This window comes from Intestinimonas sp. (assembly GCF_026169115.1).
In the GTDB taxonomy this organism is placed as follows: domain Bacteria; phylum Bacillota; class Clostridia; order Oscillospirales; family Oscillospiraceae; genus Intestinimonas.
Map to the genome: position 1 here is coordinate 1 of NZ_JAPFEA010000043.1, position 13,636 is coordinate 13,636.

General features: G+C 63.1%; 13 protein-coding genes. 3 read left to right on the forward strand and 10 right to left on the reverse strand.

Going from position 1 to position 13,636, the window contains the following annotated elements:
- Positions 1 to 229: 229 nt before the first annotated feature.
- From Q0Y09_RS03880 to Q0Y09_RS03905, 6 genes are all read right to left on the reverse strand, one after another.
- Entirely contained in the window at positions 230 to 679 is a 450-nt protein-coding gene (locus Q0Y09_RS03880; protein ID WP_297717895.1) for a CD1247 N-terminal domain-containing protein, read from the reverse strand.
- A 56-nt stretch (positions 680 to 735) separates the two neighbouring features.
- The gene (gene efp, locus Q0Y09_RS03885; protein WP_297717897.1) at positions 736 to 1,302 is read right to left on the reverse strand and encodes an elongation factor P; all 567 of its coding nucleotides are present in this window, start codon (positions 1,300 to 1,302) and stop codon (positions 736 to 738) included.
- A gap of 126 nt (positions 1,303 to 1,428) precedes the next feature.
- Entirely contained in the window at positions 1,429 to 2,493 is a 1,065-nt protein-coding gene (locus Q0Y09_RS03890; protein WP_297717899.1) for a Xaa-Pro peptidase family protein, read from the reverse strand.
- 108 nt (positions 2,494 to 2,601) lie between these two features.
- Positions 2,602 to 2,778, reverse strand: coding sequence for a hypothetical protein (locus Q0Y09_RS03895; RefSeq protein WP_297717902.1), 177 nt, complete (start codon positions 2,776 to 2,778; stop codon positions 2,602 to 2,604).
- 140 nt (positions 2,779 to 2,918) lie between these two features.
- Positions 2,919 to 3,785 carry a TIM barrel protein gene (locus Q0Y09_RS03900; RefSeq protein ID WP_297717929.1) on the reverse strand — a complete coding sequence of 289 codons (867 nt, stop codon included), beginning with the start codon at positions 3,783 to 3,785 and terminating at the stop codon, positions 2,919 to 2,921.
- 4 nt (positions 3,786 to 3,789) lie between these two features.
- On the reverse strand, positions 3,790 to 4,299 hold the full coding sequence (locus tag Q0Y09_RS03905; RefSeq protein ID WP_297717905.1) for a YqeG family HAD IIIA-type phosphatase: 510 nt from the start codon (positions 4,297 to 4,299) through the stop codon (positions 3,790 to 3,792).
- An 83-nt stretch (positions 4,300 to 4,382) separates the two neighbouring features.
- On the opposite strand from Q0Y09_RS03905, the gene Q0Y09_RS03910 reads away from it, so the two are divergent.
- The gene (locus Q0Y09_RS03910; RefSeq protein WP_297717908.1) at positions 4,383 to 5,162 is read left to right on the forward strand and encodes a hypothetical protein; all 780 of its coding nucleotides are present in this window, start codon (positions 4,383 to 4,385) and stop codon (positions 5,160 to 5,162) included.
- Between the two features lie 75 nt (positions 5,163 to 5,237).
- Here the strand turns inward: Q0Y09_RS03910 and Q0Y09_RS03915 are convergent, their stop codons facing one another.
- From Q0Y09_RS03915 to ytvI, 4 genes are all read right to left on the reverse strand, one after another.
- The gene (locus Q0Y09_RS03915) at positions 5,238 to 7,373 is read right to left on the reverse strand and encodes a sodium-translocating pyrophosphatase (RefSeq protein ID WP_297717911.1); all 2,136 of its coding nucleotides are present in this window, start codon (positions 7,371 to 7,373) and stop codon (positions 5,238 to 5,240) included.
- Between the two features lie 383 nt (positions 7,374 to 7,756).
- The gene (locus Q0Y09_RS03920) at positions 7,757 to 9,193 is read right to left on the reverse strand and encodes a TrkH family potassium uptake protein (RefSeq protein WP_297717914.1); all 1,437 of its coding nucleotides are present in this window, start codon (positions 9,191 to 9,193) and stop codon (positions 7,757 to 7,759) included.
- Positions 9,190 to 10,614, reverse strand: coding sequence for a Trk system potassium transporter TrkA (gene trkA / locus Q0Y09_RS03925; RefSeq protein WP_297717917.1), 1,425 nt, complete (start codon positions 10,612 to 10,614; stop codon positions 9,190 to 9,192). The genes Q0Y09_RS03920 and trkA overlap by 4 nt, the downstream gene beginning before the upstream one ends.
- A gap of 130 nt (positions 10,615 to 10,744) precedes the next feature.
- Complete coding sequence (gene ytvI / locus Q0Y09_RS03930; RefSeq protein WP_297717920.1) at positions 10,745 to 11,818, reverse strand: sporulation integral membrane protein YtvI; 1,074 nt, start codon at positions 11,816 to 11,818, stop codon at positions 10,745 to 10,747.
- 234 nt (positions 11,819 to 12,052) lie between these two features.
- Between ytvI and Q0Y09_RS03935 the strand changes: the two genes are divergently transcribed.
- Both Q0Y09_RS03935 and Q0Y09_RS03940 read left to right on the forward strand, forming a co-directional pair.
- Positions 12,053 to 12,493 carry an ACT domain-containing protein gene (locus Q0Y09_RS03935; RefSeq protein WP_297717923.1) on the forward strand — a complete coding sequence of 147 codons (441 nt, stop codon included), beginning with the start codon at positions 12,053 to 12,055 and terminating at the stop codon, positions 12,491 to 12,493.
- Between the two features lie 51 nt (positions 12,494 to 12,544).
- Positions 12,545 to 13,636: homoserine dehydrogenase (locus Q0Y09_RS03940; protein ID WP_297717926.1), on the forward strand; the 1,092-nt coding region annotated here is incomplete at its 3' end.

Consider the following 13,636-nt stretch of genomic DNA (forward strand, 5'->3'; position numbering starts at 1 on the left):
ACAGCATGACTTTGATTTCCGGCAGCAGCCCCTGAACCTGTGTGTAATTTCGTTTCCGCATAACGATACCCCCTGATGTAGTCTATTTTCCTACATCAGGGGGTATTTTGTCACTGTCCGTTTTTACTGGTTCAGTTCATGCGGCGGGCCGGTGTTTTTATTCCACAGGAGGCAAAAAGTGCCCGCCTGACACAAGGCCAGGCGGGCACAGAAGAAACGGGATAGAAGTTTACTCCTCGTCGTGGTCGTGACCACAGCCGCAGTCGCAGCCGTCGTCGTCACAGTCGCACTCATCGGAGATGGCGAACTGGCTGTGGCAGTTGGGGCACTCAATGACGCCGGCCTCCAGCACGTCCTCGTCGATGACCAGGGGCTCCTGGCAGTTGGGGCACTCGACCTCAAAGAAGTCGTCCTCATCCTCGCCGCAGCAGCACTCGTCTTCGTCCTCGTCGTCATCCCCATAAAGGAGCTCCTCCACGTCGGCCAGGTCGTCGGACACGGCGTCCAGCTCCTCGCCCAGGGCGGTGGTGTTCTCCTCCAGGTCCTCGATGGACATGCCCATTTCCTCCAGGATGTCGATGATGACGGAGATGAGCTTGCCCTCCTTGGACTTCTCGGTGTCGATGGCAAGGCCGTCGGACAGACCCTTCAGGTAGGCGACTTTCTCGGTGATCGTCATAATAAACTCTCCTTATCCATGCGGCCGCAAAGGGCCTGGTTTTCGGGACCTGGAGCTTACTTCTTGCAGCGCTCCAGGTACTCGCCGGACCGGGTATCGATCTTGATCTTGTCGCCGGGGTTGATGAAGAGGGGGACCTTGATCTCGGTGCCGGTCTCCAGGGTGGCGGGCTTGGTCACGTTGGTGGCGGTGTCGCCGCGGAAGCCGGGATCGGTCTCGGTGACCTCCAGCTCCACGAAGGTGGGGGGCTCCACCATGAAGATCTTGCCCTTGTAGCTGTTGATCTTGCAGGGCATGTTCTCCTTGACGAAGCGGAAGTCGTCGCCCAGGGTGTCCTTGCTCACGGGGACCAGATCGTAGGTCTCAGAGTCCATGAAGTAGTACAGGTCGCCGTCGTTGTAGCTGTACTCCATGTCCTTGCGCTCCACGTAGGCGGTCTCGAACTTGGCGGTGGGGTTGAAGGAAGTCTCGGTGACAGCGCCGGTCATGACGTTCTTCATCTTGGTCCGCACGAAAGCGGCGCCCTTGCCGGGCTTGACGTGCTGGAACTCCACGACCTGCATGACCTGACCTTCCATCTCGAAGGTTACGCCGTTACGGAAATCACTTGCGGTAATAGGCATTGGTACTCATCCTCCAAATGAAGCATCTGTTTTTCCACGTTGGGGCGCACCCGCCCCTTACCCATGAATTATCTAAGTTATTTTACCCTATTATTCCCGGATTTGCAAGGGGTTTTCCCCGACTTCTCAGAGAATGATGAGTTCTTTGGGCGATTTGGTGATATCCACGCAGCCATCCGCCGTCAAAACCGTCACATCCTCGATGCGCACGCCGAATTTGCCGGGGAGATAGATGCCGGGCTCGGCGGAGACGGCGGCGCCCACGGGCAGCAGCGTCTCCTCCCGGGTGTTGGCGTTGGGGGACTCGTGGACCTCGATGCCCAGGCTGTGACCGTAGCCGTGGCCGAAGTATTCGCCGTAGCCGGCGTCTTCGATGACCTTCCGGGCGGCGGCGTCGATGTCCCTGCCGGGGATGCCCGCCCTGGTGACGGCAATGCCGGCCAGTTGGGCCTCCAGCACGGTCTGGTAGACCTTTTTCATCTCCTCAGTGGGCTCGCCCAGGGCCACGGTGCGGGTCATGTCAGAGCAGTAGCCGCCGTAGACACAGCCGAAGTCCATGGTGATGAAGTCGCCCTTCTGGACCTTCCGCTCACCGGGGATGGCGTGGGGCTTGCTGCCGTTGGGGCCGGAGGCCACGATGGGGTCGAAGGACATGCGCATGGCGCCGAGGCGGAGCATGTCGTACTGGAGCTTGGCGGCGATCTCCTGCTCGGTCATGCCGGGCTGGATGAACTTGCAGATCTCGTCAAAAGCCTTGTCGGTGATCTCCTGGGCCTTGAGCATGAGGGCGATCTCCTCCTCATCCTTGGCGGCCCGGAGGTCATTGACCAGCTTCTGGGCGGGGACCAGGGCAGCGGTCAGGTTTTTCTCCCAGGTCTGGAAGGCGGACACCGGCATGTACTCCTCCTCGAAGCCCAGCTTCTGGATGCCGTGCCTGTCTACGACCTCCTGGACCATGGCGCGGTAGTTCCGGCTCCGGTCGGTCATGGTGATCTCGGCCCCGGTGATGAGGTCGTTGGCGGCCTCGATGTACCGGGAGTCGGTGAAGTAGTAGCATTTCTCCGCCGTCACCACTACGTTGCCCTCGCCGTGGAAGCCCACGGCGTAGAACTCGCCGGGCTCACTGTTGAGCAGCATGGCGTCGATGCCGTACTCCGGCAGCTTGGCCGCGATCTGTTTGAGATGGTTCATGGTAAAAACTTCCCTTCTATGATTCTGATGATATCGCCTTTCCTGATGGATCAGCGGCGGGGGGTAAGTCCCGGCCATACAAGGTCCGTGGGCGGATGCGCTCCGCCCCTACTTCTTTTTCTCGGGCAGCTCGGTAATCTTGTTCACATATTCCAGGTTCACCAGCTCCAGCGCCCCGTTTTTTCCGGTGCGTACCGAGAGCCAGTTGTCCTCCAGCCCCTCCAGAACGCCCGTGACGGGGCTGCTGAAGGTTCCGTCCAGGGACACCACACACCGCTTCCCCATTTTTTTTTTATTTTTCTGATTCAAAGGTGATCTACACTCCTTCCCTTTCTGCCTGTTCCGCCTCCGCCGCAGGCCCCTCCTGCGGTTGCCCGCAAACAGGAGGAAAAACAGCAGCAATATGGCGATCCAGACCGCCGGATTCATGCCGGGTTCTCCCTGCCCAGCATAGCAGTCAGATAAAGCTCCTTCATGGTGAGGGCGTCCACGTCCTGGGTTCCCGCCGACTCACAGATGATGGTGGGGCTCCAGCCCCGCCGGGCCAGCTCTCCCATGAGGGGAGCCGGGTCGGGGCCGAAATCGGTCTGGTCGAAGGTGAGGTGGACCTTCTCGCCCCCGTTGGGGGTGAAGGCGATCTTGGAGAAGTGGCTGTGGAAGCGGCTGGCCCGGTCGGGCCCCAGCAGCTCCTCCACCCGGTCCAGCATGGCCGCCGTGGCCTCCAGCCCTTCCAGCTCCCCCAGGGAGCGGGCGTAAAGGTGGCCGAAGTCGATGCAGGGCAGGAGTCGCTCGTCCAGCTGGCACAGCTCCAGCACCTCGTCCAGGTCCCCCAGCTGGTTGATTTTGCCCATGGTCTCGGGGCAGAGGGTGAGGTAGCCGAAGCCGGCCCCGTCGCAGGCCGCAAGGACCTCCCGCAGGGACCGCTTGGCGATGTCCAGGGCCTCCCGCCGGGTGCGCTTCATGAGGGCTCCGGTGTGGACGGTGACCCGGGTCGCCCCCATCCAGTCCGCCGCCTGACAGGCGGCGAGGATGTAGCCCGTGGTCTTTTTCAGGCTCTCCGGGTCGGGATTGGCCAGGTTGATGAAGTAGGGGGCGTGGAGGGAGAGGGCGATGCCGTGGGTCCGGGCGGCCTCGCCCACAGCCCTGGCGGTCTCCTCACCCACGTTGACCCCCTTGCCGCACTGGTATTCAAAGGCGTCCAGCCCCTGCTCGGCCAGCCAGGCGGGGTACTTTGCCGAGCTCTTTCCCTTGTAGTTGTCCGCCTGACCGGCGGGTCCGAATCGTACGCTGATACGATCACTCCTTCCTCGTCCGGCGACGTCCCAGAGCCCGGAAGGGCTCCTCTGCGGCGTACCGGAGGTAGCGGCCGGGATTGCCGGCAAGCTCGATGGGCTCCACCATGAGGGCGAGCACCCCCGCCCGCTTAGCGCCCAGGATATCGGTGAAGATCTGGTCTCCCACCATGGCGGTCTGGGCACAGGTCCGGCCCATCTGCTCCATGGCCTGGAGGAAGCCGCCGGATTTGGGCTTGCCGGCGTGGCCCAGGAAGGGGATGCCCAGGGCCTTTGCGAAGTGTTCTGGCCGGCGGGGCTTGCGGCTGTTGGAGAGGAGGAAGAGGTCCACCCCCGCCGCCGCCAGGCTGTCCTTCCAGGCCAGAAGGGCCGGGTCGGGCTCCGGCTGGCCGTACTTGGCCAGGGTATTGTCCAGGTCGGCCAGCAGCAGGGTGATCCCCCGCCGGGCCAGGGCGGGGCCGTCGATGTCATAGACGGAGGGATAGACCCCGTCCGGGATGAGAGAAAAAGCCATGGTCCACCTCATGAAACAAATCTTGTCCGCATAGACTGCATTATACCAGTTTCGGATGAAATGGACAAGGGGGAGCAGAGCCCATGGAAACAAGAATGCAGATGATCCTGGCCGTCCCGCCGGAGGACGTGACGGCGGCCCGGGGACACGGCCTTACACTGGCCCACATGGCCTATCGGCTGGGGGGCGGCCCCCACCTGTTCCGGGTCAATCAGCCCATCCCAGTCCGGGGCGGGCTCATGTACATCGACGACGCCGGCTTTGATGGCCGGGGCACGCCGGACGGCCTCTGTCAGGAGGTGGTCCGGGAGTGCGCCGCCCGAGGCTATGGGGGCGTCGTCTGCGCCTTTGACCGCAGACTTCCCCTGCTCGCCGCCGTGGTGTCCCAGCTTGGGCCCATGCTGGCCCGGCAGAGCCGGAGCTTTTATGTCTCCGAGCCCTATGGCCGCCATACGTCCACCGGACGGGTCCTGATCCCCACCGCCCTCTCCGGCGGCAGCCTGCGGCAGCGGCTCAGCGAGGCGGTGGAGCGGTACGGCGCCGGACGGGTGGCGCTGGCGGTGGAGCGGACGGCGGAGGATTTTTTCCTGCCCTCCCCCGACGGCCAGGGCCGTCCCCTCACCCGGGAGGAGCTGCGGGCCCAGATGGAGGAGCGCGCCCCCTCCGTCTTTTTCTCCGATGAGCTGTGCGCCCGGTACTTCACCTATATGAACCGGCAGAACGGGGCCCACTTTGTCCTCTTTGACGACGCCGGCACCATCCGGAAAAAGCTGCGCCTGGCCAGGGCGTTGGGCATTGACCGGGCGCTGCTGTGCTACCCGGAGGTATCCGACCTTTTGAAGGACATCCTGGCCGGAGCCTGAAAGCACCCCGGTAAAAGCCGGTAAAAGGAAAGCGGCTGCCCTTTTGGGCAGCCGCTCGCTGTGTTTGCGTCAAGCTCACAGAATATTCATCAGGTTGAAGGCCACGATCAGGCCGGAGAAAACGATGGATACGGTGGAGCAGAGCTTGATGAGGATGTTGAGGGAGGGGCCGGAGGTATCCTTGAAGGGGTCGCCCACAGTGTCGCCCACGACGGCGGCCTTGTGGCAGTCGGAGCCCTTGCCGCCGTGGTGGCCGGACTCGATGTACTTCTTGGCATTGTCCCAAGCGCCGCCGGCATTGGACATGAACACGGCCATGGCGAAACCGGTGACGGAGACGCCGCCCAGCAGACCCACCACGCCGGTGGGGCCCAGGATGAGACCGGTGAGGATGGGCACCACGATGGCCAGCAGGGCGGGGGCCACCATCTCGTGGAGGGCGCCCTTGGTGCACAGAGCCACGCAGGAGGCGTAGTCGGGGTCGGCCTTGCCCTCCATGATGCCGGCGATCTCACGGAACTGCCGGCGGACCTCCACCACGATGGACTGAGCGGCGGTCTGGACGGCGCTCATGGTGAAGGCGGAGAAGACGAAGGTGAGCATGGCGCCGATGAACATGCCGACCAGCACGGTGGGACTGGTGAGGGTGAAGTTGAGGACCTCAGAGGTCTTGCTCTGGACGATGTCCACATAGGAGACCAGAAGGGCCAGAGCGGTGAGGGAGGCGGAGCCGATGGCGAAGCCCTTGCCGGTGGCGGCGGTGGTGTTGCCCAGGGAGTCCAGGGCGTCGGTGCGCTCGCGGACCTCCTCGGGCAGACCGCTCATCTCGGCGATGCCGCCGGCGTTGTCGGCCACGGGGCCGTAAGCGTCGGTGGCCAGGGTGATGCCCAGGGTGGAGAGCATGCCCACGCCAGCGATGCCGATGCCGTAGAGGCCCTTGTTGAAGTCGGCGGTGAAGAGACCGGAGGCGTCCACCACGTTGAGGGAGCCGCCGGCGGCAAAGTAGCTGATGAGGACGGCGGCGGCCACGATGAGGATGGAGGCCACGGTGGACTTCAGGCCCAGAGAGATGCCGCCGATGATGACGGTGGCGGAGCCGGTCTCGGAGGAGGCGGCCAGCTTCTGGGTGGGCTTATAGGTGTCGGAGGTGTAGTACTCGGTGAAGTAGCCGATGGCGCAGCCGCCGATGAGGCCGGCCAGGATGGCCACGTAGATGCCCCAGTTGCCCAGCACCAGATAGGTGATGGGGGCGGCGATGACAGCGGCCAAGACGGCGGAGAGATAGGTGCCGGTGCGCAGGCTCTTCAGAAGGGACTTCTGGTCGGCGTCCTCCTTGGTACGGACGAAGAAGGAGCCGATGATGGAGCAGATGATGCCCTCCACAGCCAGGAGCATGGGCAGGAGCATGCCGCCAAAGCCGTAGCCCGCCACGGCGGACAGGGCGAAGGTGGCCAGGATGGAGCCCACATAGGACTCATAGAGGTCGGCGCCCATGCCGGCCACGTCACCCACGTTGTCGCCCACGTTGTCGGCGATGGTGGCGGGGTTGCGGGGGTCGTCCTCGGGGATACCGGCCTCCACCTTGCCCACCAGGTCGGCGCCCACGTCGGCGGCCTTGGTGTAGATACCGCCGCCCACACGGGCAAAGAGGGCCATGAAGGAGGCGCCCATGCCGTTCATGACCATGATGTTGGCCAGGGTGGTGGCGTCGGTGATGCCAAAGACAAAGTGGAGGAGGAAGTACCAGATGGTGATGTCCAGCATACCCAGTCCCACCACGGTGAAGCCCATGACGGAGCCGGAGGAGAAGGCCACCCGCAGGCCCTTGTTCAGGCTCTCAGAGGCGGCCTGAGCGGTCCGGGCATTGGAACTGGTGGCGATCTTCATGCCCACGAAGCCGGCCAGCATAGACCAAATGCCGCCGGTGACGAAGGCGAAGGGGGTAAACTTGGAGAGCATTTCGCCGTTGGTGGCGAAGGCGATGACCAGCAGGACCACGAAGACCACCACAAAGACCTTGGCCACGGTGGTGTACTGCCGCCGGAGGTAAGCGTTGGCGCCTTCACGGATGGAGGCGGCGATCTTCTTCATGGTGTCGGTGCCCTCCGAGAAGGTCATGACCTTTCGGCTCTGGACATAGGCAAAGGCGATGGCCAGCACGGCGCCCACAATGCCGATCCAGAAATAATTTTCCCAATTCAAATTCCTCACTCCTTTTGCATGTGCACGCCGGAAGGCGTGCGCTCCTTACCTATAATTTTAGCAGATTGGAGAGGATTTTCAAGATTTGTACCGGCCTATTTCGGCATGTTGACGAAGTTTTTACAGTTCGTACGAAAATGAATTGACGCTTTTGTAGCTTTCCGTGCATTGTTGCCATCACATGGAAAAAGGAAACAGTAATCGAAAATAAGGGTCCTTCGTATGAAAAGAAAGGAGACTTACGAGCGGCAGGAGGGGAAAAATGCGCCGCGGCTGTCAAGCAAAAAATTTTCTATGCTGCACAAAAAGAAAAGGCAGGAAAAGGCAAAGACGGGGCCGCGCAGTTGGCGCGGCCCCGTCTTTGGTCAAAAAGTAGAAGGGCAGAGACAAGGTCATACCCGCTGCCAGGCGCTCTTGCTGAAGAGGACCAGGATGGGGAAGACCTCCAGCCTTCCGATAATCATGCACATGGAGAGCACGATCTTGGAGAGGACGGAAAAATCGGCAAAGTTGCTCATGGGCCCCACCTGTTCCAGACCGGGGCCGATGTTGCTGATGCAGGCGATGACGGCGGTGAAGGTGGTGCCGAAGGAGAAGTTGTCCAGGGCCACCACCAGCATGGCGGTAAAGGCGATGAGCATGTAGGAGCCCAGGAAGACCATGACGGTGTGGAGGATCTTTTCGTCCACCACACGGCCGTCCAGCTTGACCACGCTCACCGAGCGGGGGTGGAGGATCTGGCGGATCTCCCGGCGGACGCATTTGAGCAGGAGCAGGATGCGGGAGCACTTCATGCCGCCGCCGGTAGAGCCGGCGCAGGCGCCGCACAGCATGAGGATGACCAGCAGTATCCTGGAAAATTCCGGCCACAGGTCGAAATCCACGCTGGAAAAGCCGGTGGTGGAGATGATGGTGGCCACCTGGAAGAAGGCGTGTCGGAGGGAGGTGAGGTAGCCGGGGTAGAGACTCCTGACATTAAAGGAGATGAGGAGCACCGAGCCGGCCACCACAATGAGGAAAAAGCGCAGCTCGTCGCTTTTGAGGGCCTGCCTGAGCTTGCCGCACAGGACCAGAAAATAGAGGGCGAAGTTCACCGAGAAAAGAAGCATGAAGACGCCGATGATGACCTCAAAAACCGGATTGTTGTAGCCGCCGATGGAGGTGTTGAGCACGGAGAAGCCCCCGGTGCCGGCGGTGGCAAAGGAGTTGACCAGGGCGTCATAGAGGGGCATTCCCGCCAGGAGGAGGCACAGCACCATGATGGCGGTGAGGCCGAAATAGATGGCATAGAGGATCTTGGAGCTCTGAGAGGAGCGGGGCACCAGCTTGCTGATGATGGGGCCGGGAGACTCCGCCTTCATCACATGGAGGGTCCGGGCGCCCAGGGAGGGGAGCAGGGCGATGGCAAGGACCAGGATGCCCATGCCGCCCAGCCAGTGGGTGAAGGAGCGCCAGAAGAGGATGCCCCTGGGCAGACCTTCCACCGCCCGGAGGATGGAGGAGCCGGTGGTGGTGAAGCCGGAGATACACTCAAAAAAGCAGTCCACAAAGGAGTCGAAATGGCCGCAGATGTAGAAGGGAATGGCGCCGAACAGGCCCACCAGCAGCCAGATGAGGCCGACGGAGAAAAAGCCCTCCCGGGCGTGAAACCGGGTATCGGAGCGCAGGCGGGAGAGAAGGAAGCCCACCGCAGCGGTGATGCCGATGCCGAAGAAGAAGGGGGTGGGGTCCTCCTGGTAGAGGAGGGTGACTGCCAGGGGCAGAAGCATGCTGGCGGCCTCCACCAACAGGGTCTTGCCCGTCAGGCGGAAGACAAGTTTGAAATTCATAGTGCCTGCCCCCGGTCCAATGCATCGTTTTCAAGGTCGTCTGTCCGGTGGTCCAGAATGGAATCATCAAAAATATCGTTGATGTCCAGAATACCGTGACCGCTGGAGATGACGATGACCGTATCCCCCAGGGAGATGACAGAGGAGCCCTCGGGGATGATGGTGCGGCCCTGGTGGATAATGACGGCCAACAGGACGCCCTTTTTGAGGTGGAGCTCCTTGAGGGGAGTGCCCAGGTGATGAGTGGTCTGGTTGACCACAAATTCCATGGCCTCAGCGCCGCTGTCACCGATCTTGTAGAGGGTATTCATGACGCTTCCCTTGGAGTTCTGGCGGCCACGGATGATCTGGAGGATCTGGTTGGCCGTGAAGAGCTTGGGGGAGATGACGCTCTCCAGGCCCAGGTGCCGGACGATGCCGGTATAGTTCTGGCGGTTGCACTTGGCCACCACCTTGGGCACGTTGCGCTGCATGGCGTAGAGGGAGATGATGAGATTGTCCTCGTCCCGGTCTGTGAGGGCCACAAAGGCGTCGGATTCCTCCAGATTCTCCGATTCCAGCAGCTCCTGGTCGGTGCCGTCTCCCATGATGATAAGGCTGTGGGGCAGGGCCTCGGAGAGCTGGCGGCAGCGGTTTTCCTTGAGCTCCACGATCTTCACATGCATGTTCATGCGCTCCAGCATGGAGGTGAGGTGGAAGGTGATCCGACCGCCGCCCACCACAAAGACGTTGCGGATATGGGAGGCGTAGCGTCCGATGAGCTTGAAGAACTCGTGGACGCCCACCGGCGCGCCGATGAGATAGATCCGATCCTCCACCTGGGGAACAAAGGAGCCGTCGGGGATGATGACCTCGCCATTGCGGTCAGCGGCACAGAACAGGATGGGCAGGTCCTTGATGCGGTCGGAGAGGGCGGAGAGAGGCTGCCCCAGAAAAAAGTCCTCCTCACGGGCCCGGAAGCTCATCAGCTCCACCCGGCCCCGGTAGAAGGTCTCGATGTTGGCGGCAGAGGGGAAGCGGAGCAGACGGGCGATCTCCACAGCGGTGGCCCGCTCCGGGTTGATGAGCAGGTCAATGCCCATATCCCGCTTGAAGGCGTTGACGTCCATGGTGTATTCCACATTGCGGACCCGGGCCACGGTGAAGCTGGTGCCCAGGTGCTTGGCGTTGAGGCAGCAGACCATGTTGACCTCATCCAGATCGGTGGCGGCGATCAGGGCGTCGGCGTGCTCGGCCCCCGCCTCCCGCAGCACGCTGATGGAGGCGCCGTTGCCCTTGATACACATGACGTCCAGCGCATCGTCCGCCTTCCGCAGCGCCTCGCTGTTATTGTCCACGATGGTGACGTTGTGATCCTCCTGCGAGAGTAGCTCTGCCAGGGTGTAGCCTACCTTGCCGTCACCCACAATGATGATATTCAAGTTTTCGACATCCTCTCTGATCTCTAACGGTGTTATAAATCAAACCATCTATAATATAGCCGAACAACGTAGGATGTGCAAGAGCAAAAGGGAGAAGATGTCGGACTTTTGCATGGAAAATCTGTGCGGGCTAGGTGTGACGCGGTCTGAGGAGCCCGGCGTCATAGAGGGCTTTGCCCAGGGTCAGGCCCAGGGGTGCCAGCACCATGCCCGCCACGCCCAGGGCCCGAAAGCCCAGATACATGGCCAGAAGGGCGGCCAGGGGCGGGAGGCCGGCCTGCCGCCCCACCAGCCGGGGCTCCAGCAGACTGCGGGCTGAAACTGCCAGCGCCCACAGTCCCAGCAGGCCCAGCCCCAGGGGCAGGTCGCCGGAGAGGAGGGAGAGACCGGCCCAGGGGAGGAGGACCAGACCGGCCCCCAGAATTGGCAGGGCGTCAGTGAGGGCGGCGACAGCGGCGGAGAACAGGGGGGAGGGGACGCCCAGAAGGGCGAGACCCAGCGCCAGGAGGGAGAAGGTGAACAGGGCCAGCAGGCCCTGAGCACGGAGCCAGCCGGTGGCGGCGGCGCGGAGACGCGCCAGACCGGCGCAGACGTCGGTTTGGCGCTCCGGCGGGATCAGCCGCCGGAGGAAGGCCATCAGCGCGGGCCGCCCGGCGGAGGTGAAGCAGGTGGCCAGCGTTGTGGTGAACAGGCCGAGCCCCCACTGGGGGAGGGCGGAGAGCAGGGCGGCGGCCTGGCCCGCCGCGGCGGCGGAGAGACGGCCAGGGAGGGCGGCGGCCTGTTGGGAGAGGGTGTCCAGGACCTCCTGGATAGCGGGGCGCAGCTCTGGCGGCGCCCCCACCAGCAGCCGGCGCGTCCAGAGGGACAGGCGCTCTCCGGCGGCGGCGAAGGGAGCGAGGAGCTCCGGGAGCTCCTGGAGCAGGGGGGCCAGGGCCAGCCACAGCCGCCAGAGCAGCAATGCCAGTCCGCCGGTGAGGGTCAGGAACAGCAGCAGGGTACACAGCCCCGCCGCCGCCCAGCGGGGGAGTCGGAGCCGGTCTGTCAGAAGGCGGACAGAGGGCTCCAGCAGAGCGGCCAGGGCAAAGCCGGCCAGAAAAGGGAGGGCCCAGTCCAGCAGCAGCGCCAGGAAGAGCCAGAGCAGAAGTCCGGCGAGGACCAGCAGCCCGCCCAGACGCACGAACCGGGAGAGGCGATTGGGGAGCATGGGACCTCCTTTCTGGGCCCTTCCACCGGCGGGAGACCGGCGATGGGATGGCTTCTGGTGACAACGACGATATTTGACCGGGCCAGAACGGGAAAAATCGTGGGATGTGATGAGGGAACGCACTTGCGCATCTCAGTTTACTGTGCTAAAATAAATCCAACATGCGGACAAATGCGTGTGTATGAAAGACACGAAGACCCCTGCGCCACAGGGGGGATAGGGGAGTAGATGACCATGACGAATCCGCCTAAATACTTTATTGTAGAGGCCGCGGCGCTGCCGGAGATCTTTCGGCGGGTGGCAGAGACCAAGCGGCTGCTGGAGACCGGAGAGGCTGAGACGGTCCATCAGGCCACCGGCATCACCGGCATCAGCCGCAGCGCCTTTTATAAATATAAGGATGCGGTGCGGCCCTTCAACGATATGCTCCATGGCAGAATCGTGACGGTCCAGGTCCGACTGCGGGATGAGCCTGGGGTGCTCTCGTCGGTGCTCAATAGTTTTGCCGTATCGGGGGCGAATATTCTCACCATCAACCAGGGCATCCCCTCCAGCGGCTGTGCGCTGGTGACCATCGGCGCGGAGACCTCCGGGCTCCAGATCCCGGTGGAGGAGCTGCTGACCCGGACCACGGACCTCCGGGGTGTGCTGAAATGCGAGATCCTGGCGGGCTGACGCCCCGCAGAGGGGCCAACACTGGAATTTCAATGAGGAGAGGTAAGTCATATGGTAAATGTAGCGATCCTGGGCTTCGGCACCGTGGGCTCTGGCGTGGCCGAGGTCCTGGCCAAGAATGCCGATCATATTGACCAGAAGGTAGAGACGCCGGTCCGGCTCAAATATATCCTGGACGTACGGGACTTTCCCGACAGCCCCTTTGGGGACAAGGTGGTCCACGACTTTGGGATCATTGAGGGAGACCCCACCGTGGACATTGTGGTGGAGACCATCGGCGGCGTCGGTGCGGCGCTGGACTTCACCCGCCGGGCGCTGACGGCGGGAAAGAGCGTGGTGTCCTCCAACAAGGAACTGGTGGCCGAGCACGGCCATGAGCTCCTCCAGCTGGCGGCGGAGAAGGGCGTCAGCTATCTGTTCGAGGCCAGCGTGGGGGGCGGCATCCCCATCCTGCGCCCTCTGTCCCAATGCTTGGCCGCCAACGAGCTCACCGAGGTCTGCGGCATCCTCAACGGCACCACCAACTATATCCTCACCCGGATGATCCGGGCGGGGCTCAGCTTTGAGGCGGCGCTGGCGGAGGCCCAGGCCAAGGGCTATGCCGAGCAGGACCCCACCGCCGACATCGAGGGCCATGACGCCTGCCGGAAGATCTGCATTCTGGCGTCCATCGCCTTTGGCCGCCACGTCTATCCCCGGCAGGTGCCCACCGAGGGGATCTCCGGCGTGACTCTGGCCGATGTGGCCTACGCCGCCTCCTGCGGACGGAAGATCAAGCTGTTGGGCCGGGCCGTCAAGGAGGACGATGGCCGGGTCTGCGCCTATGTGGCCCCCCACCTGGTGGACGGGGAGGCCCCCCTGGCCGGCGTGGAGGACGTGTTCAACGCCATTGTGGTCAAGGGCGACGCCATCGGCGACGCCATGTTCTATGGCCGTGGAGCCGGCAAGCTGCCCACCGCCTCGGCGGTGGTGGCCGACGTGATGGACGCCGCCCGGCACATCCGCTCCCGGAAGCGGATCGAGTGGGGGCCCGGCGGCGAGGACGTGGCGGTGGGGCCCGAGTCGGTCCCCTTCCGCTGGTATGTCCGGGCCCTGGGGACGGCGGAGGCCGCCCGGGCGGTGCCCGGGGCCAGCCTGCTCACC

Coding starts and splice junctions, on each gene's coding strand:
- Q0Y09_RS03910 (WP_297717908.1), top strand. CDS start 4,383: ATGGAAACAAGAATGCAGATGATCCTGGCCGTCCCGCCGGAGGACGTG.
- ytvI (WP_297717920.1), bottom strand. CDS start 11,818: ATGCTCCCCAATCGCCTCTCCCGGTTCGTGCGTCTGGGCGGGCTGCTG.
- Q0Y09_RS03920 (WP_297717914.1), bottom strand. CDS start 9,193: ATGAATTTCAAACTTGTCTTCCGCCTGACGGGCAAGACCCTGTTGGTG.
- Q0Y09_RS03935 (WP_297717923.1), top strand. CDS start 12,053: ATGACGAATCCGCCTAAATACTTTATTGTAGAGGCCGCGGCGCTGCCG.
- Q0Y09_RS03890 (WP_297717899.1), bottom strand. CDS start 2,493: ATGAACCATCTCAAACAGATCGCGGCCAAGCTGCCGGAGTACGGCATC.
- efp (WP_297717897.1), bottom strand. CDS start 1,302: ATGCCTATTACCGCAAGTGATTTCCGTAACGGCGTAACCTTCGAGATG.
- Q0Y09_RS03895 (WP_297717902.1), bottom strand. CDS start 2,778: ATGGGGAAGCGGTGTGTGGTGTCCCTGGACGGAACCTTCAGCAGCCCC.
- Q0Y09_RS03905 (WP_297717905.1), bottom strand. CDS start 4,299: ATGGCTTTTTCTCTCATCCCGGACGGGGTCTATCCCTCCGTCTATGAC.
- Q0Y09_RS03880 (WP_297717895.1), bottom strand. CDS start 679: ATGACGATCACCGAGAAAGTCGCCTACCTGAAGGGTCTGTCCGACGGC.